Genomic DNA, 16,842 nt, shown 5'->3' with positions numbered 1-16,842 from the left:
ATCCGAATAGGGTGGGCGCGGGAATAGAGAGGGTTTAGCGAGGGTCTAGCGCAGCGCCGAGGAGCAGATGGGCGCGTTGATGTAGACGTCGCCGACGCGGCGCTCGCCGCGCTCGTTGCGCGTCATGTAGCGGAACATCATGCTGACGCCCAGCTTGGTCAGGATTTCAACGTCCCGGTTTGCGCAGATATTGCGCTGCAGCGGCGCGGCGTAGCTGAGCTCGAAGCTGGCGAGGTCCAGCATGGGGCCTCGGTATTTGGTCAGCTCCAGCTGGAACAGGACATGTTTGCCAGGGACCGACTGGCAGCGGCGCAAGCGCGTCTCGCCATCGATCTCGATGGGCAGGGCATCGTTGAGCTGGCGGCAGGCGCGCGACAATATGTTGTCGGGCCGAGCGGTATTGCGCAGCAATTCGGGCACGCCGGCCGCGCCGGTGTTCTGGCCCGTGGCGGCGCCCTTGAGCATTTGTGCCAGGGCATCGGCCTCGTCCATTACGACAGGGGCAGGCGCAGAGGCTGCGGGCCTGGCTGGAACCGGTGCCGCGTGCGCGCACTGCGCCCACGGCAAACTAGCCGCGCCGGCGGCCAGGGTAAGAAGGACAGAAAGCAGTTTGTATCTTGTTCTCATGCAGGAAAACGTTGCCGGGAACCGCGCCAGCGGGTGGGTTCCCGCGGTGCGTCGGGCTGCGTGATCGCCCGCCCCGGGCGGCCGACAGGCTGGCATTGTACCCTTGGCTTTGCTGCCGTTGAAAGCCACGCACTCCTCCGATCCGCGGCGAAGCGAGGCCCGAAATCGCCGCGATGCCGCGGCATCGCCAGGCCTGTCATCACAGTTGCGCGCACCCGGTCGGACGCGCGCCTGCATCATCGCCGCGCGGCGTGCCGAGTGCGCGGCTTGTTACGCTATGCAACAATTACGTCTTTAGCCGCTCCCGCGCCGCTACGCCGTTAGCCGATTTGACGTGATTGGGCGCTGGTGGCCGTGCCGGCCGCCTGGTTGCTCCTCAGGATGTTTCGATGACCCGCTCCACCCGCGCCCCGCAATCCGGGCGCTTTCCGCTTTGGCTCCTGGTATGCGCTTCGCTTACCGCACTGGCGCCGCTTTCCATTGACATGTACCTGCCGAGTTTCCCCGCGCTGGCTGGGGATCTCGGGGTCGATATCGGCCGCGTGCAGCTCACGCTGGGGACCTTCCTGGTCGGGTTGGCGGTGGGGCAGGCATTCTATGGTCCGATCAGCGATCGCTATGGCCGCAAGCCGCCGCTCTACGTCGGCCTGGTAGCCTATGCGCTGGCCGCGGCCGGATGCGCGCTCGCGCACGACGTCGAGGCGCTGATGCTGTGGCGCTTCCTGCAGGCCCTGGGCGGCTGCGCTGGCATGGTGATGGCGCGTGCCGTCATTCGCGACCGGCTGGAAGCCCATGAATCCGCGCGTGCCTTCTCCTCGCTGATGCTGGTGATGGGGCTGGCGCCGATCCTGGCGCCCATCATCGGGGGGGGCGTGCTTGCAGCTTTCGGCTGGCGTGCCATCTTCTGGCTGCTGTGCGGCAGCAGCCTGCTGATCCTGTGGGTGGTCCACCGGTACATGGAGGAATCGCTCGATCACGCCAGCGCCATGCCATTGCGCCTGGGCCGCGTGCTCTCCAACTACGGCGAGTTGCTGCGAGATCGGGGTTTCGTCGGCTATTCGCTGTCGGCCGGCTGCGCGCAGGCGGGAATGTTTGCATACATTGCGGGCTCGCCGTTCGTGCTGATCGAGTTGCATGGCATCGATCCCTCCCATTACGGCTTCGTGTTCGGCGCCAACGCATTGGGCCTGATCGGCATGTCGCAGCTCAACGCGCGCCTGGTGCGCAACCGCACGCTCGACCACGTGCTGCGCGGCGCGCTGCTTGCGCCGTGCCTGGCCGGCCTCGTCCTGGCCGCGGCTGTGCTGGCCGGCCTGGCGCCGCTGCCGGTGCTGCTGGCGGGCTTCTTTGTGTTTATCGCCAGCCTCGGCTGCATCCTGCCGAACGCCTCGGCATTGGCCATGGCCCAGCAAGGCCATCGTGCCGGCACCGCTTCGGCACTGATGGGGACGCTGCAATTCTCCCTGGGTACCTTGGCCGGCGCCGCCGTCAGCTTCTGGCGGGACGGCAGCGCGCTGCCGCTGGCGGTGGTCATGGGCGTTTGCGGTACCGGCGCCGTGCTGATGCGAGCCTTTGGCCGTTCAGGCGCGACGGTCCAAAGCGCCGAATGATGCGGGCTCCTCTGGCGTAGCAGGGCGGCCAGGCTCAGCGTGGCTGCACGCTCCCATCGATACACGGCTAAGCGGCCGCGCTGTTTTGCAGCACCACCAGTTGGGCTGGCATTGGGGCGGCAAAGCCGGCCTCGCCAAAACTATCGCGGATCACGCGGTTGCTGTCGAAATACACCTGCCAGTAATGGTCGGTATGGCAGTACGGACGTACCGCGAGCACCGGCCCCACCAGGGTGAACTCGATAATCTCCACGTCGGGCGGCGGCTCGGCCAGGACGTTGGGCAGCGCGGCCAGCCGCTCCTTGAGCAGGGTGACGGCCGCGGCGGCGTCGGTGCAGCCGGCCAGCTGGGCCTTGAGCTCGACCCGGCGGTACGGGTTGGCGCTGAAGTTCTGGATTGTGTCCGCAAAGACCTTGTTGTTGCCGACCACGGTCAGGACGTTGTCTGGCGCGTCGAGCGTGGTGGCAAACAGGCCGATCTCCCTGACGGTGCCGGTCACCCCGCCTACGGTGACGAAATCCCCGACCTTGAAGGGTCGCAGCACCACCAGGAAAGCGCCTGCCGCGAAGTTGGACATCAGCCCCGACCACGCCATGCCGATGGCGATGCCGGCCGCCGCGATCAGCGCGGCAAAGCTGGTGGTCTGGATGCCGAAGTAACCCAGGATGCCGATCACCAGCACGATATTCAGGGTCACCGTGACGATGGAGCCGACATAGCGCAGCAAGGTCGGGTCGACCTTCTGCTTGGTCAGGGACCCCTGCACCATCCGCACCACGACGTGGATCAGCCACCGGCCAACCACCCAGAAGACGAGGGCGGCGATGACTTTGAACCCGACTTCCGTTGCATAGGCGACGACAACATCCTGGTACTTCTGCAGCGTTGTAGCATCCATCGCGTTTCTCCCTTGCTGGCTCGGCAGGTACACAGGCAAGTAACAACATGCAGCGGATGCCCGGGCGCGTCGGGGGCGGGGCGCGAAGGCGGGCAACGCATTATTGCTACGCAGCGAGCGGAAGTTCAAGCACAAAATGGCCGCGAAGGGCGCAGCGCGCCACTTGCGGCCATGCGGCGGGAGGTGGGGCAATGGGGGGCGCAAGGGCGCCATTGCCCTGCGCGCCAGGCCTTACCAGTTGGTTTCGCGTTCCGGCGTGGCCGAGATGCGATGCAGCGACAGGTCCGCGCCGTTGTATTCCGATTCAGCGTCAAGCCGGATGCCAACCACCTTCTTGAGCGTGCCGTACACCACGGTGCCACCCACCAGGGCGATCACGATGCCGAGCAGGGTGCCGATGAGCTGAGCGCCCAGCGAAACACCGCCGATGCCGCCGAGCGCCTGGGTGCCGAAGATGCCGGCGGCAATGCCGCCCCATGCGCCGCACAGCCCGTGCAGCGGCCAGACGCCCAGCACGTCATCGATATGCCATTTGTTCTGGGCCAGCGTAAACAGGTAGACGAAGAGCCCGCCTGCGATCGCGCCGGTCAGCAGTGCGCCTAGCGGATGCATCAGGTCCGAACCCGCGCAGACCGCCACCAACCCGGCCAGCGGGCCATTGTAGGCAAAGCCCGGATCGTTGCGGCCGGCTGCCCAGGCCGCCAGGGTGCCGCCGGCCATGGCCATCAGGGAGTTGATGGCCACCAGCCCGCTGATCTTGTCGACGGTTTGCGCGCTCATGACATTGAAGCCGAACCAGCCTACCGCCAGCACCCATGCGCCCAGCGCCAGGAACGGGATGTTAGAGGGCGGGTGCGCGCTGATGCGGCCGTCTTTCTGGTAGCGGCCGCGGCGCGCGCCCAGCAGCAGGATGGCGGGAAGCGCGATCCAGCCGCCCATGGCGTGGACCACGACGGAGCCGGCGAAGTCGTGGAATGGCGCGCCCGCGACCGAGGCGATCCAGTCCTGCACCCCGAAGCGGTTGTTCCAGGCGATGCCCTCGAAGAAGGGGTAGACCAGGCCAACCAGCACGAAGGTTGCCACCAACTGCGGATTGAAGCGCGAGCGCTCCGCAATCCCGCCAGAAATAATCGCCGGTATGGCGGCGGCGAACGTGGCCAGGAAAAAGAACTTCACCAGCTCATAGCCGCTCCTCTCCGCCAGCGCGTGGGCGCTGGTGAAGAACTCGACCCCATAGGCCACGGTGTAGCCAATAAAGAAATAGGCGATCGTGGAAACGGCAAAATCCACCAATATCTTGACCAGTGCATTGACCTGGTTCTTCTTGCGCACCGTGCCCAGCTCCAGGAACGCAAAGCCCGCGTGCATGGCGAGCACCATGATCGCCCCTAGCAAGATGAACAGGGCATCGGTGCCGCTCTTCCATTTGTCCATACAATCCTCAATGCGCAAAATGGGAGCACACGGATGCAAAAAGCGTACCAGTCTGGGGCGTGGCGGCCAGGATTCTGCACCGTGTTGGTGGGTTTTGCACCGGATTGTCGCGCTCGATGGGACGCGGTGCGGATTGCGAAGCAGGATCCGGGAAGCGATCCGTCATGCGATGGGGATGCCAGGAGCGTGAGGGTTGCGCCAAAATGATGCAATGCTTCGTTTTGGGGCGCGCGCCTGTCGGCTAATGCACCATAATGGTTCTTCGTGTCAGGGCCGTCCGCAGCCATCTGCATGCCGCCCATCTGGCCGGTAAGGTGCTCTCCGGGGCGGCACGGTGCGCGCAGGAATGGCCTGGCCTTGTTCAAGCGGCGCATTGCATCCCGTACGCGCATTCGAATGACCATTACCCTTGATGACCGCATTTTAAAGCACGGAAAAGGAGGGGTAAATTCCCCGCAAAGGCGCTTGACTCAAGGATTTGCGGCTTTTTTCGTTGCATTGGTGCCACTGGGGATTGCCCAATGCGTAAAGCGCGGATTAGACTGCGCCGATCGGTAATTTGCCGCGTGGCAGACACTCCGATCAAGACGACCAACAAGGGAAATCAGCCATGAATAAAGGTGAACTGGTATCTGCCATCGCCGCTGACGCGGAACTGAGCAATGCTGCAGCGGAGCGCGCGCTGAATGCCGCTCTGGACAACATTAAGAAGGCGGTTGCCAAGGGTGATTCGGTAACGCTGGTGGGCTTCGGCAGCTTCAGCTCCGGCAAGCGTGCTGCGCGTACCGGACGCAATCCGCGTACTGGCGAGACCATCAAGATTCCGGCCGCCAAGACGGTCAAGTTCTCTGCCGGCCAAGGGTTCAAGGACGCTGTGAACAAGAAGAAATAAGTAGTCCGCGCCCCAGGCGCAAACAAGAAGGCGGCCCGTTGGGCCGTTTTTTTATTGGTGCCGGGGTGCTTTTCGACCTTCTCGGGGGCAAGGCAGGGCGATCGTTCCGGGTTAAACTGCCGATCGTCGGCGCCAGCCTTTCGACCCGCACCGCGGGTCGGCCCGGCCGCTTCCATATTCCGGATTCTCATCATGAATGACCTGTCCCACCAGCTTTCCATGACCGTGCTGATGACGCCGGACATGGCTAATTTCTCCGGCAATGTGCACGGCGGCACCATCCTCAAGTACCTCGACATGGTGGCCTACGCCTGTGCCAGCCGCTATGCCGGGCGCTATGTGGTCACGCTGTCGGTCGACCAGGTCGTGTTTCGCCAGCCCATCCACGTGGGTGAACTGGTGACGTTCCTGGCGGCAGTCAACTTTACCGGCCGCAGTTCCATGGAGATCGGCATCAAGGTGATCACGGAGAACATCCGCAGCAAGCTGGTTCGCCATACCAACAGCTGCTACTTCACCATGGTGGCGGTGGACGACAATGGCGCTCCCGCCGAAGTGCCGCCGCTGGTGCCCCGCGACGAAGTCGAGCGCCAGCGCTTTGCCGCGGCCCAGTTGCGCCGCCAGTTGCGCCAGGAAATGGAAAAACGGCACGATGAAATCACCGGCACGGTGTCCTGAGGTGGGCAGCATGGCCATGCAATCCGGGCATACCCATTGCGTTTCCCGTAGGCCGCTGTGGCCCCTGGCGGGCCTGAGTGGCCTGCTGGCGGCCCTGGCGCTGCTGGCGCCGGCCGCGCATGCCGAGGAAATCGGCAGCGTGAGCACCAATTTCCGCATGACCGGCTCCGACAAGGTCGTGATCGAAGCCTATGACGACCCGCTGGTCGAGGGCGTGACCTGTTACGTGTCGCGTGCCCGCACCGGCGGCATCAAGGGCTCGCTGGGCATGGCCGAAGATCCGCCGGAAAGCTCCATTGCCTGCCGCCAGGTCGGGCCGATCACGTTCAAGGGGCCGCTGCGCCAGCAGGACAATGTGTTTTCCGAACGCATGTCGATCCTGTTCAAGACCTTGCACGTGGTGCGCACGGTCGACCGCAAGCGCAATACCCTGGTCTACCTGACCTACTCGGACCGCATCGTTTCCGGCAGCCCGCAGAATAGCGTGACAGCCGTGCCGGTGGCGGCGGACACGCCGATTCCGGTCAAGTAGGCATCCGTATCCAGATATAGCACCACGACAAATCCATCATTCCAATCCGGAGAAGACAGCATGAGTGAGCAAGGCAAGGTTGCGCTGGTGACGGGCGCGGCCCGCGGTATCGGCAAGGCGGTGGCGCAGGCGCTGCTCGTGGCAGGCTACCGGGTGGTGTTTGCCGGGCGTACCGCCGAGCCGCTCGAGGCGCTGGTCGCGCAAGCCAAGGCCGAGGGCCATACGGCGCTCGCCGTGCAGTGCGACGTCAGCGACCCGGCTTCGGTGGAGCGGCTCTTCGCCCAGATCCGCGACCATTTCGGCCGGCTCGACGTGCTGTTCAACAACGCCGGCATCAATGCGCCGGCGGTGTCGATCGATGAACTGTCTGTTGCGCAATGGCAGGCGGTGCTGGACACCAACCTGACCGGCGTGTTCCTGTGCTCGCGCGCCGCCTTTGCGCTGATGAAGTCGCAGAGCCCGCGTGGTGGCCGCATCATCAACAACGGCTCGATCTCGGCGCACGCGCCGCGTCCCAACACGGTGCCGTACACGGCCACCAAGCACGCCATAACCGGGCTGACCAAGAGCCTCTCGCTGGATGGCCGCGCCTTTGACATCGCGTGCGGGCAGATCGATATCGGCAACGCCGCCACCGACATGGCCTCGCGCATGGCGCGCGGCGTGCCGCAAGCCAACGGCGAGATCGCGCCCGAGCCGCTGATGGACGTGGCGCATGTGGCCAGCTCGGTGGTTCACATGGCCAACCTGCCGCTGGATGCGAATGTGCAGTTCATGACCGTGATGGCCACCAAGATGCCCTTCGTCGGGCGCGGCTGAACATGGCGCAACCGCCTGGCCGGCATCGCGGCGGCCAGGCGGCTCCCGCTATTTGACCGCCAGCGCCTCGCTTTCGGCCCGGCAGTCGCCGGTCGGCTTCAGGCCCTTGGCGCGGACTTGCGCAACCTCCGCCTTGGCTGCCGCAAGATCCGCACGGAAGGTGGGGTCGGCTTGCAGGCGCGCCACGGTAGCTGCGCCCATGATGCGGCCCTGCGTCGCATCGCTTTGCCAGTGCACATTGCAGACCAGCCGGCTTTGGCCATAGGCCAGCCCGCGTGTCAGGATCGCATTGGATTGTTGCGGCGCGATTTCCGCCAGGATCAGCGCCCATGCCCAGCCGATGGCGTTATGGCCCGAAGGGTAGGAGCCATCCTTGGAAAGCATGGCTTCCTCGGCAGGCGTGCAACTCGGCTGCTGGTTGACCATGAACGGCCGGGCGCGCGCATATTTGTCTTTCACGCCGTACGTCGATAGTCCCGCATCGGCCAGGGTCCGGCGCAGCAACAGGTAGAGCCGGGGCGTCTGCTCTTGTGATATCGGCGCATCCAGCGCGCACGAAAAGATCCCCGCGGCCTGCGGGAATTTGAGGTTGGCGTCGAGCGTGGCCTGGCGGTAGCGCGCCGTGTCCCGCAGGGGCTGGTTGCCGCGCGCGATCTCGTCGTCCAGGGCTTGCGCCGCGGAGCCGGGCGCGGGCGGCGGCGGCACCAAGGCGAGGCTATCGGGCCGTGCGTCCGCTGGCAGGTAGCCGGCGAGAATGCCGGGCCGTATCTCCGGCACCGCAGCCGCGGTGCCGCCCTGGCCCTGGCTGGCACAGCCCGCAAGGAACAAGGCGGCGCCCAGCACGGACAAGCCGGCGAGCCGGTTGCTGGATGGCATGACATGTTTGGTGGATGAGTGTGCTTGCATCTGTTGGTCGTTTCCATGGTCCCCGTAGGACCGGCGTGGTACCGGTAAGCAGGCGGCCATGCTCCCGTTCACGGCCGCCCGGGTGATCTTGTCCATGTCCTGCGCGCGTGCTCAGGCTTCGAACATCTTGCGCAGTGTCGACTTCAGGATCTTGCCGTTGGCATTGCGCGGCAGCATGTCGGGGCAGAAGACGATCCGCACCGGCACCTTGAAGGCCGCCAGCCGCTCGGCCACGAACGCCTGCAGTTCTGCCTCGGTGGCTTGCGCGCCTGGCTTCAGGCTGACCACGGCCGCGGGCTCTTCGCCCAGCGTGCGGTGGGGGATGCCGACCAGTGCCGCGTCCATGACCGCGGGGTGGCCGTACAGCGCGCTTTCTACCTCGATGCTGTAGATGTTCTCACCGCCGCGGATCAACATATCCTTCATGCGGTCGACAATATAGACAAAGCCTTCCTCGTCCAGCCGTGCGATGTCGCCGGTCTTGAGCCAGCCGCCGATAAACGTTTGTGCGGTGGCTTCCGGCTTGTTCCAGTAGCCGCGCACCACGTTGGCGCCGCGCACCATCAGTTCGCCGGTCTCGCCAGTGGGCAAGCTGCGCCCGCGCCCGTCCACCACTTTCATCTCGCCGATGGGCAAGGCCGGGCCGCCGCTTTCGGGGCGCTCCACATACTCTTCGGCGCTGTGGCTGGTGAAGGTGGCCGAGGTCTCGGTCATGCCCCAGCCGATGCCGGGGGCCGAATGCGGGAACACTTCCTTGATGCGGCGCACCAGTTCAGCCGATGCGGGCGCGCCGCCGTAGTTGACGTTTTCCAGCGAGGACAGGTCGAAGCGTTCGCGCTCCGGATGCTCGATGATCTGCCAGGCGATGGTGGGCACGCCGCCGGCCGCCGTGCAACGCTCGCGCTCGATCAGCCCCATGGCGCGCACCGCGTCCCAGCGGCGCATCAACACGATCTTGCTGCCGCTGGCAAGCGCGCCGTTCAGCACCGCCATGCAGCCGGTAACGTGGAAGAACGGTACCGACAGCAGCATGCCCTTTTGCGGCGCGGCCGGATCGGGCGCGGGGATCGGCTCGCCGCTGCGCAGGCAATTGCGCATCGGGCTGAACGCGCCCGCCACGGCCACGTTGGTGGCGTTGCGGTGGGTGCCGAGGGCGCCCTTGGGCTTGCCGGTGGTACCTGACGTATAGAAGATGGTAGCGTCGTCGTCGGCGTCGATGGCCACAATGGGCACCGGCAGTTCGGGCAGCGATGCCCATTGCTCGGGCGTGCCGATCAGGCTCTCCAGCGCGCTGATGCGTGCGTCGCTGGCTGGTGCACCGGCGCGGCTGACGTAGATTTTCTCCAGCGCGGGGCAGCCTGGCAGGTGCTCGATGATGCGGCCCAGGCGTTCATCGTCAACGATGGCGATCTTGCTGCCGGAATCGGCCAGGCCGTACTCCAGTTCTGCCCCGGTCCACCAGGCGTTGAGTGGCGTGACGATCGCGCCTGTCAGCAAGGCGCCGTAGAAGACGGCCGGCCATTCCGGCAGGTTGCGCATGGCCAGCGCCACGCGGTCGCCCTTCTTCACGCCATCGCGGATCAGCGCATGCGCGATGGTGAGCGCGGCGCGGGCGAACGCATCGTACGAGACACGTTCGTCTTCATAGACCACGAAGGTCTTGTCGCCCAGCGTGCGGGCTTGCAGGAACAGGTCGCGCAGCGTGGGCGGCGCGTTTTTCCAGACGACGGTGGTAATGCCCCGGATCACGCGCGTTTCAGTTTCGAAAGGGGCGCCGGGCGCGGTAAGGCGGGCGTGGGCCTCGGCCAGGCTGATAGCCGGCCAGGTCGTAGCGGTTTGCGGGTTGTTCGACATTGGTGCCTCCCTGACTGCATGGCAGGATGGGCAACGCTCTGGCATGCCGGCGCGGCAGCTTGCCCGCAGGCCGCGCCTGCCCGGTGTGGCGGGCGGCAACGCATGCGGGCACGAAGTGCCCCGGCTCAGGCCTCAGGCCTCAGGCATTGGGCCTGAGGCCGGGAGCGAGCCCGGAACGGGAACAGCAGGTGTGGCGCGGCTCAGATCGTGACGCCGCCGTCCACCACCATGGCCTGGCCGGTCATGAAGGTGCTGGCCGAGGAGGCCAGGAACACCGCGGCGCCGGCAATCTCCACCGGCTCGCCGATGCGGCGCAGGGGCGCGCCTTGCGTCGACAGCTTGTAGCGCTCCGGATCTTCCCACAGCGCCTTGGCGAAATCGGTGCGGATCAGGCCAGGGGCGATGCAGTTCACGCGCACGTTGCTCGGGCCGAACTCCACCGCCAGGTTGCGCGCCAGTTGGAAGTCGGCTGCCTTCGACACGTTGTACACGCCGATGGTGGGCGAGCCGCGCAGGCCGCCGATGGACGACACGATGATGATCGAGCCGTCCTTGCGCTCAAGCATCTGCGGGGCCACCATCTGGATCAGCCAGTGGTTGGAGATGACGTTGTTGTCCAGCACCTTGCGGAACTGCTCGTCGGTCACGCCGCTCATCGGGCCGTAGTAGGGGTTGGAGGCCGCGTTGCAGACCAGTACGTCGATCTTGCCGAACGTGCTGTTGGTCTGGTCGACCAGGCGCTGCAGGTCTTCCTTGGAGGAGATATTGGCGGGCACGGCAATCGCGGTGCCGGCGCCGTGCTTGGCATTGATGGCATCGACGACTTCCTGGCAGGCCTCGGCCTTGCGCGAGGAAATCACCACTTTGGCTCCCTGCACCGCCATCTGCTCGGCGATGGCGCGGCCGATGCCGCGAGAAGAGCCGGTGACGACGGCAACCTTGCCGGTCAGGTCGAACAATGACATGCGTGTCTCCTGGTGTCCTGGTCCTCGCGGGGCGGGACCAGATGATCTTTAAAGGGCGCTATTGAATCTGCATCCTGGCAGCACCGCCCGGCGCGCATTCTGCACAGCGGTTCATGCAGGGGCTTGTCAGTACCATAGTGCTACCGGCCGGTACATTATGGTTGGGAGGCATGGCTCAGTCCACAAGCAAATCGGCAGTCGCCCCGGCTTATCAGAGAATTTTCTGTTGGCAATTCATTCGGTGCATGACGTCAGCAAGACTGCGGCATGATGTCCGCACCCACAAACGGCGAACAGGCCGCAACAGGCCGAAAGGGCCACAAAGGACGAGGTAAGCGTTTCATGCTTTGGCAAATCAGGGATACCGAGGTCTACCTGCTGGGTGTGATCCACGTGCTGGATGCGCCGTTGCCGGCGCTGGCGTCGGCCGCGGAGCGCGCGTATCGGGCTTCGGCGCGGGTGGTCTTCGAGGTGGCGCTGGACCAGCCGCCGGACTTCGGGCCGGCGTATTTCCCGGACGGCGATGGTCTTAGCCGCCATCTACAGCCTGCTACCTTCGAGCAGGTGCAGGCGCTTTGGCTGGAGTTCGGCCTGCCCGGCCCGGAACTGGAGCGCCTGCGCCCCGTGTTCGCCGCGATGCACCTGCAGTTCGCGGTGGCCGCCAGGCACGGCATCCTGGCGCAGCATGGCGTCGATCGTTTTTTGTGGTCGCGCGCCGTTGTCGACGGGCGAACGACGGATGCGCTGGAGGATGGCACCGAGGCGTTGCGGATGTTGCAGTGCGTGCCGCTGGCGGAGCAGGTGTCGATGCTGGCTTTCTTCGCCGAGCAGCCGGAGCTGGCCGCGGCGGAGCCGGCGGATATGGTGCGCTGGTGGCGGCAAGGGCAGGCCGGGCCGTTTGGCGCGCTGCTAGCCCAGCGCCGCGCGCAATGGCCCGACACGCTGGCGGTGCTGGTCGATGCACGCAACCAGCAGTGGATGCCAAAGATCCAGGCGCTGATCGCGGATCGGGTGCCGACCCTGATCGTGGCCGGTGCCCTGCACATGGTGGGGGATGCGGGGCTGCCGGCGCTGCTGGGGGCCGCCGGCTTCGAATTGCTGCCCGAACCCTGGTGAGCCAACGGCTAGCTGTTGCGACGCGCCTCGATCAGCGCGGGCAGCATCTGCGCCAATCGCGCCTGGCCAGCGGGATCCAGCACCAGCCCGAAGCGATCCCCCAGCGCCTCGACGATGGCAGCCGGCGTTTCCAGATGCTGGCGCTGCACGCTGCCATCGGCCGCGCGCACGGCAAAGTCGCCGTTGACCAGCGTCAGCCGGGTGTCGCCCTGCGAGCGCGCCAGGGTCAGGGCGTTGCGGAACAGGCTGTCGGGATGGGTGGAGGTGTACCAGTTGCGCGGCTCGAAATCGACGGCCTGCTGGGGCGAAAGATCGAACTGGTAGAGCTTGAACCAGGCGCTTGCGCCCTTGACCTCCAGGTCGTAGACGTGAAAGGCCGCCCCTGTCGTCTCCACGCTGATCAGGCGGTACGGAAACGACGGATCGGCTTGCTCCGCCTGCGGTAGCGGCATGGCCCGATATGGGGTAGGGCCGCCAAAGCCTACGTCCACGATATAACTGTGATGCGCGGCCTCCACGCGCAGCAGCATGTGCGATTGCATGGTGGGCACGTCTTCCGGCACGTTCCAGCGCACGCGCGCGGCAAGCGGCGTGACCACGTAGCCAAGCGCGCGCAGCGCGGCGGCAAGCAAGGTGTTTTGCTCGAAGCAGTAGCCGCCGCGTGCATTGGCGACCAGCTTGTCGAACACCGCGTCCAGGTTGATCTTGATCGGGCGCTGCAGCAACACGTCGACATTTTCAAAGGGAATATGCGCCAGTTGCGCGGCGATCAGGCTGTCGAGCGTAGCGAGGTCCGGCTGGCTCGGCAGCGGATGGCCGGTGCGGCTGAGATAGGCGTGCAGGCGGGTGTCGTCGAGTGAGGTCATGGCGAAGGGATGTTTGGCTTGTGCTGCCCGCGCAGGCGGTAAGGATCGGAAAGGGCGGCGCTGTCAGGTGAGCGCCAGCAATGCCGGCAGGTCGATCAGCTCGATGTCGGCGTAATGCAGCCGCAATAGCCCGCGCGCTTCGAGCTCGCGCAGGGCCTGGTTGACGGTCTGGCGCGACAGCCCGAGCATCTGCCCGAGTTGTTCCTGCGGGATATGCACGGAGCGGCGCTCCAGCCCGGGCAGGTCGCCGTAGGCCTGCGCAATGGCCACCAGCCGGCGCCCGGTGCGCGCCAGGGGAGGCAGCAACTGCGTTTCTTCCACGTAGTGGAAGGCCTCGCGGGTCTTGGCGGCGAGCAGCTTGCCGAACTCGCGCCACCATTCGGGATGTATGGACAGCATCGCGTAGAGCTTGTCGCGCTGCAGGTGCAAAACGGTGGCCGCGCTGGTGGCATGGGCGTCGTGCGTGCGCTCCAGCCCGTCGAACAGGCAAATCTCGCCAAACCAGGTCCCCGGCCCCAGCAGGCCGAGCAAAGCGGCCTTGCCGGACTCGCTGTGGGTGTCGATCTGCACCGTGCCGGCGATCACGCCGTAGATGCCGTCGAAGGCGTTGCCGCGGGTAAACAGCAGCTGGCCGGGGGCCAGCTTGCGCGTGGCCGCGTCCCGCAGCAGGGCGTCTTGCATGGCCGCCGGCAAGGCGCCAAACCAGCTCCCGCCGCGCACGGCGTGCAACGGGTCCAGGGCCGGCTCCTGCTGGTTGCGGGTTGCCAGGCGCATGATGGTCTCCTTGATCGATGCCCTTGCGGACTGTCAAAAACCGGACAGACGGGCTTTTTCCTGCCTATTAATATACGGCCACAACGCGTAGCCACAATACGTGGTCACAAATACGCCGCCACAAATAACGCAGCCACAAATAACGCAGCCACAAATAACGCAGCCACAAATAACACGGCCACAAATAAACGCGGCCACAACGACGCCCCGGCAGGAGACCCCGTGAAGACACTGATCGACCACCTGGCTAACTACGCAGCCTATCACCGCGACGCGCGCAATGTGTTCAGCCATTTCATCGGCATTCCCATGATTGTGCTGGCTGTGACCACGTTGCTGGCCCGCCCGGCCATGCCGCTTGGCGATGGCGCGGGATACCTGACGCCGGCGATGGTCGTGTATGGGCTGTCCTGCCTGTTCTACCTGCGCCTGTCGGCGGGGTTCGGGCTGGCGATGACGGCGATCCTGGCTGGGTTCGTCTACGTCGGCGGCGCCATCGCCGCGCTGTCCACCGGCGCGTGGCTGGCCTGGGGCATCGGGTTGTTTGTGGCGGGCTGGCTGATCCAGTTCGTCGGCCACTACTACGAAGGCCGCAAGCCGGCATTTGTGGATGACCTGGTCGGCCTGCTGATCGGGCCGCTTTTCCTTGTCGCGGAAGTGGCCTTTGCGATGGGCCTGGCGCGGGACACCCGCGAGGCCGTCAGCGGCCACACGCAGTGATAGCCGGCGTACTAGCCGCCGTGCGCCAGCAGCCAGTCGCGCAGTTGCAAGACCTTGTCGTCGGGCGGCAGGCCGCGCCGGTGGACGAAATAATAGGCCTTGCGATTGTCGTTCTCCGCCGGCAGCGTGGCTAGCGGTACCACCAGCCGGCCCTGCGCCAGTTCCTCGGTGATCAGAATGCGTGGGATCAGCGCCACGCCGATGCCGGCGGCCGCCGCCTGCGCCAGCATGGTGTAGAGGTCGTAGCGCGGGCCGCGCAAGGCCTGTGCCGGCAGCGCCGCGCCCGCGGCCGCGAGCCAGTCGCTCCAGGCGCGCAAGCGCGTGTTCAGGTGCAGCAGCGGCAATTCCAGCAACTGATCCAGGTCCAGGCGCTTGCGGCGCCCCAGCAGGGCGGGGCTGCACACCGGCACCGACGGGCCTTCCTGCAGGATCCGCTCGCCCTGCGTGCCGGGCCACAGTCCTTCACCGTAGTAGATGGCCGCGTCGAACGCGGTATCGCTGAGCTCGAACGCCTCGGTGCGCGCCGAGAGATGCAGCGTGAGATCGGGCAAGGCGCGCGCTAGCTGCGGCAGGCGCGGGATCAGCCACTGGCTGGCAAAGGTGGGCCCGATGGCCAGTTCGATGGCGCGCCCGCGCGGGCGCTGGGCCATCACATCCAGCGTCACCTGCTCGATCTGGTCAAGCCGTTCGCGGACTTCTTCGGCATAGGTCCCGCCGGCCGGGGTCAGCACGATGCGCTTGCGGATGCGGTGAAACAGCGGCACGCCGAGCCGTGCTTCCAGCCCCGCGATCTGCCTGCAGACCGCGCTCTCTGTCACCGCCAGCTCGTCGGCTGCGCGGGTAAAGCTGCCCAGGCGCGCCGCGGCCTCGAACATCTGCAGTGCCGTGAGGCTGGGAATGCCCTTGCGCATAGTGCGTTTTTGGAAGGAAGTTGGTGCGAAGTTATCAATTGTACGAACTCTGCCGCAGTCGCACAATAAGCCCCATCCGGAGGCCGTCGGCCCCCGCTATCCCCCGAAAACAAACACATTCCAGCGCATTGACCATGACGAAGCCGAATCTGCAACGCCTCCTCGAGACCGTTTGTGGCGAAACCCAAGCAGCCGAGTTGCTGCAATTGATGAATGTTTCCCCGCAACTGCTGTCTTCTCCCAGCGAACAGGCCAGCCGTGCCGAAGTGGCGCAGGCGCTCAATATGGTGTTGTTCGCCGGCATCCTCGAGCGCGTGCCGACCGGCATGGCCTATACCCGCGACGTGATCCAGGCGGGCGGGCAAGTGGTGTTCGACCACGGCGCGCTGCGCACGGTGAAGTGGGATTGCGGCAGCCTGCCCTCGGGCGAGATCGCTTTCACCCGCATCCTGGGGCCGCTGGGCTACCGCCTCAACGGCACCTATCCGCTCGAGCGCATCGGCATGACCGGGCGCTCCTACGCGCATGCCGACCTGCCTGACGACATCGCCCAGTACTTCCTGAGCGAGCTGCATCCCGAGCGTTTCAGCGCCGATTTCCAGGCTGCCGTGTCGCGCGTGGTGTCGGAATCCGCTGATCCGCTCGGCGACGAGGCCGTGGCGCAACTGGCCCTGCTGGAGCGCGATGCGAGCCTGCCGATGGCCGATGCGGCGCGCCTGGTGCCGCAACTGGCGGCCTGCTTCGCCCGCCACCATGCCGAGCCGGCGCTGGCCGACTATGAATTGCTGCTGAAGGAATCGGCCGAGATGGCCTGGATTTCCACCGAGGGCAATGCCTTCAACCACGCCACCGACCGCGTCGCGGATGTGCGTGCCGTGGCAGACGCGCAGCGCAGCCTGGGCCGCCCCATCAAGGATTCGGTGGAAGTGTCGCGCTCCGGGCGGGTCCTGCAAACGGCATTCAAGGCCGATCCGGTGGAGCGCGGGTTTGTCGGCGCCGACGGCGTAGTGGTCAAGCGCACCGTGCCGGGCTCGTTCTACGAGTTCATCACGCGCGATTTCGTGCCCGCGACGGAGGCTGCAGCCGGCACGCTGGACCTGTCGTTCGATGCCGGCAATGCGCAGGGCATCTTCAAGATGACCGCAGCCTGCTGAAGCCGGTAATGCGGCAATAGGACAAGGGCCGGCTCGTCCGGCCTTTTTTGGGCTTATGGCTGGCCAGCGGGCAAGCGCAGGCAGGC

General features: G+C 65.8%; 17 protein-coding genes. 8 read left to right on the top strand and 9 right to left on the bottom strand.

Features of this window, described 5'->3' with window-relative positions; genetic code table 11:
• Nucleotides 1-45 precede the first annotated feature (45 nt).
• A complete protein-coding gene (locus ACYP5B_RS02385; protein WP_400096295.1) occupies nt 46-492 on the bottom strand; it encodes a hypothetical protein in 447 nt (148 codons plus the stop codon).
• A gap of 524 nt (nt 493-1,016) precedes the next feature.
• Here ACYP5B_RS02385 and ACYP5B_RS02380 point away from each other — a divergent pair.
• Entirely contained in the window at nt 1,017-2,237 is a 1,221-nt protein-coding gene (locus ACYP5B_RS02380; RefSeq protein WP_459568422.1) for a Bcr/CflA family multidrug efflux MFS transporter, read from the top strand.
• Nucleotides 2,238-2,304: 67 nt separating this feature from the next.
• On the opposite strand, the gene ACYP5B_RS02375 is transcribed toward ACYP5B_RS02380, so the two are convergent.
• Both ACYP5B_RS02375 and ACYP5B_RS02370 read right to left on the bottom strand, forming a co-directional pair.
• Nucleotides 2,305-3,135 carry a mechanosensitive ion channel family protein gene (locus tag ACYP5B_RS02375; protein WP_459568421.1) on the bottom strand — a complete coding sequence of 277 codons (831 nt, stop codon included), beginning with the start codon at nt 3,133-3,135 and terminating at the stop codon, nt 2,305-2,307.
• 231 nt (nt 3,136-3,366) lie between these two features.
• The gene (locus ACYP5B_RS02370) at nt 3,367-4,569 is read right to left on the bottom strand and encodes an ammonium transporter (RefSeq protein ID WP_318232269.1); all 1,203 of its coding nucleotides are present in this window, start codon (nt 4,567-4,569) and stop codon (nt 3,367-3,369) included.
• Nucleotides 4,570-5,179: 610 nt separating this feature from the next.
• Between ACYP5B_RS02370 and ACYP5B_RS02365 the strand changes: the two genes are divergently transcribed.
• The 4 genes from ACYP5B_RS02365 to ACYP5B_RS02350 all read left to right on the top strand — a co-directional run bounded on the left by ACYP5B_RS02365 (nt 5,180) and on the right by ACYP5B_RS02350 (nt 7,490).
• Nucleotides 5,180-5,461: an HU family DNA-binding protein gene (locus ACYP5B_RS02365; RefSeq protein WP_017226623.1), complete on the top strand. Its 282-nt coding sequence runs from the start codon at nt 5,180-5,182 to the stop codon at nt 5,459-5,461.
• Nucleotides 5,462-5,653: 192 nt separating this feature from the next.
• A complete protein-coding gene (locus ACYP5B_RS02360) occupies nt 5,654-6,139 on the top strand; it encodes an acyl-CoA thioesterase (RefSeq protein ID WP_043355051.1) in 486 nt (161 codons plus the stop codon).
• A 16-nt stretch (nt 6,140-6,155) separates the two neighbouring features.
• Nucleotides 6,156-6,671, top strand: a complete 516-nt coding sequence (locus tag ACYP5B_RS02355; RefSeq protein WP_459568464.1) for a CreA family protein — start codon at nt 6,156-6,158, stop codon at nt 6,669-6,671.
• A 60-nt stretch (nt 6,672-6,731) separates the two neighbouring features.
• On the top strand, nt 6,732-7,490 hold the full coding sequence (locus tag ACYP5B_RS02350; protein WP_459568420.1) for an SDR family oxidoreductase: 759 nt from the start codon (nt 6,732-6,734) through the stop codon (nt 7,488-7,490).
• 48 nt (nt 7,491-7,538) lie between these two features.
• On the opposite strand, the gene ACYP5B_RS02345 is transcribed toward ACYP5B_RS02350, so the two are convergent.
• The 3 genes from ACYP5B_RS02345 to ACYP5B_RS02335 form a co-directional block, all read right to left on the bottom strand.
• Nucleotides 7,539-8,366 carry an acid phosphatase gene (locus ACYP5B_RS02345; protein ID WP_459568419.1) on the bottom strand — a complete coding sequence of 276 codons (828 nt, stop codon included), beginning with the start codon at nt 8,364-8,366 and terminating at the stop codon, nt 7,539-7,541.
• A gap of 141 nt (nt 8,367-8,507) precedes the next feature.
• A complete protein-coding gene (locus tag ACYP5B_RS02340; RefSeq protein ID WP_459568418.1) occupies nt 8,508-10,250 on the bottom strand; it encodes a class I adenylate-forming enzyme family protein in 1,743 nt (580 codons plus the stop codon).
• A gap of 200 nt (nt 10,251-10,450) precedes the next feature.
• Nucleotides 10,451-11,215, bottom strand: coding sequence for an SDR family oxidoreductase (locus ACYP5B_RS02335; protein WP_006160016.1), 765 nt, complete (start codon nt 11,213-11,215; stop codon nt 10,451-10,453).
• 342 nt (nt 11,216-11,557) lie between these two features.
• Between ACYP5B_RS02335 and ACYP5B_RS02330 the strand changes: the two genes are divergently transcribed.
• Nucleotides 11,558-12,331: a TraB/GumN family protein gene (locus ACYP5B_RS02330; RefSeq protein WP_459568417.1), complete on the top strand. Its 774-nt coding sequence runs from the start codon at nt 11,558-11,560 to the stop codon at nt 12,329-12,331.
• A gap of 8 nt (nt 12,332-12,339) precedes the next feature.
• Here the strand turns inward: ACYP5B_RS02330 and ACYP5B_RS02325 are convergent, their stop codons facing one another.
• Both ACYP5B_RS02325 and ACYP5B_RS02320 read right to left on the bottom strand, forming a co-directional pair.
• Nucleotides 12,340-13,197: an arylamine N-acetyltransferase family protein gene (locus ACYP5B_RS02325; RefSeq protein ID WP_459568416.1), complete on the bottom strand. Its 858-nt coding sequence runs from the start codon at nt 13,195-13,197 to the stop codon at nt 12,340-12,342.
• A gap of 63 nt (nt 13,198-13,260) precedes the next feature.
• On the bottom strand, nt 13,261-13,971 hold the full coding sequence (locus tag ACYP5B_RS02320) for a Crp/Fnr family transcriptional regulator (protein WP_459568415.1): 711 nt from the start codon (nt 13,969-13,971) through the stop codon (nt 13,261-13,263).
• Between the two features lie 222 nt (nt 13,972-14,193).
• Between ACYP5B_RS02320 and ACYP5B_RS02315 the strand changes: the two genes are divergently transcribed.
• Nucleotides 14,194-14,691: an Mpo1 family 2-hydroxy fatty acid dioxygenase gene (locus ACYP5B_RS02315; RefSeq protein ID WP_459568414.1), complete on the top strand. Its 498-nt coding sequence runs from the start codon at nt 14,194-14,196 to the stop codon at nt 14,689-14,691.
• An 11-nt stretch (nt 14,692-14,702) separates the two neighbouring features.
• Here ACYP5B_RS02315 and ACYP5B_RS02310 read toward each other — a convergent pair whose 3' ends face one another.
• Entirely contained in the window at nt 14,703-15,602 is a 900-nt protein-coding gene (locus ACYP5B_RS02310) for a LysR substrate-binding domain-containing protein (RefSeq protein ID WP_318232278.1), read from the bottom strand.
• Nucleotides 15,603-15,736: 134 nt separating this feature from the next.
• Here ACYP5B_RS02310 and ACYP5B_RS02305 point away from each other — a divergent pair, with 134 nt between their 5' ends.
• Nucleotides 15,737-16,756, top strand: coding sequence for a 2-oxoadipate dioxygenase/decarboxylase family protein (locus tag ACYP5B_RS02305; RefSeq protein ID WP_459568413.1), 1,020 nt, complete (start codon nt 15,737-15,739; stop codon nt 16,754-16,756).
• The last annotated feature ends 86 nt before the right edge of the window (nt 16,757-16,842 follow it).

The organism is Cupriavidus sp. 8B (assembly GCF_054589115.1).
Note: the sequence above shows the minus strand (reverse complement) of the source record. Positions and strands in the feature narration are given on the sequence as shown.

Bases quoted from the DNA above. Each gene is read 5' to 3' on its own strand.
- ACYP5B_RS02340 (WP_459568418.1), bottom strand. From the start codon at position 10,250: ATGTCGAACAACCCGCAAACCGCTACGACCTGGCCGGCTATCAGCCTG.
- ACYP5B_RS02330 (WP_459568417.1), top strand. From the start codon at position 11,558: ATGCTTTGGCAAATCAGGGATACCGAGGTCTACCTGCTGGGTGTGATC.
- ACYP5B_RS02305 (WP_459568413.1), top strand. From the start codon at position 15,737: ATGACGAAGCCGAATCTGCAACGCCTCCTCGAGACCGTTTGTGGCGAA.
- ACYP5B_RS02365 (WP_017226623.1), top strand. From the start codon at position 5,180: ATGAATAAAGGTGAACTGGTATCTGCCATCGCCGCTGACGCGGAACTG.
- ACYP5B_RS02370 (WP_318232269.1), bottom strand. From the start codon at position 4,569: ATGGACAAATGGAAGAGCGGCACCGATGCCCTGTTCATCTTGCTAGGG.
- ACYP5B_RS02310 (WP_318232278.1), bottom strand. From the start codon at position 15,602: ATGCGCAAGGGCATTCCCAGCCTCACGGCACTGCAGATGTTCGAGGCC.
- ACYP5B_RS02360 (WP_043355051.1), top strand. From the start codon at position 5,654: ATGAATGACCTGTCCCACCAGCTTTCCATGACCGTGCTGATGACGCCG.
- ACYP5B_RS02385 (WP_400096295.1), bottom strand. From the start codon at position 492: ATGGACGAGGCCGATGCCCTGGCACAAATGCTCAAGGGCGCCGCCACG.
- ACYP5B_RS02355 (WP_459568464.1), top strand. From the start codon at position 6,156: ATGCAATCCGGGCATACCCATTGCGTTTCCCGTAGGCCGCTGTGGCCC.
- ACYP5B_RS02335 (WP_006160016.1), bottom strand. From the start codon at position 11,215: ATGTCATTGTTCGACCTGACCGGCAAGGTTGCCGTCGTCACCGGCTCT.
- ACYP5B_RS02375 (WP_459568421.1), bottom strand. From the start codon at position 3,135: ATGGATGCTACAACGCTGCAGAAGTACCAGGATGTTGTCGTCGCCTAT.
- ACYP5B_RS02350 (WP_459568420.1), top strand. From the start codon at position 6,732: ATGAGTGAGCAAGGCAAGGTTGCGCTGGTGACGGGCGCGGCCCGCGGT.
- ACYP5B_RS02320 (WP_459568415.1), bottom strand. From the start codon at position 13,971: ATGCGCCTGGCAACCCGCAACCAGCAGGAGCCGGCCCTGGACCCGTTG.
- ACYP5B_RS02325 (WP_459568416.1), bottom strand. From the start codon at position 13,197: ATGACCTCACTCGACGACACCCGCCTGCACGCCTATCTCAGCCGCACC.
- ACYP5B_RS02345 (WP_459568419.1), bottom strand. From the start codon at position 8,366: ATGCCATCCAGCAACCGGCTCGCCGGCTTGTCCGTGCTGGGCGCCGCC.
- ACYP5B_RS02380 (WP_459568422.1), top strand. From the start codon at position 1,017: ATGACCCGCTCCACCCGCGCCCCGCAATCCGGGCGCTTTCCGCTTTGG.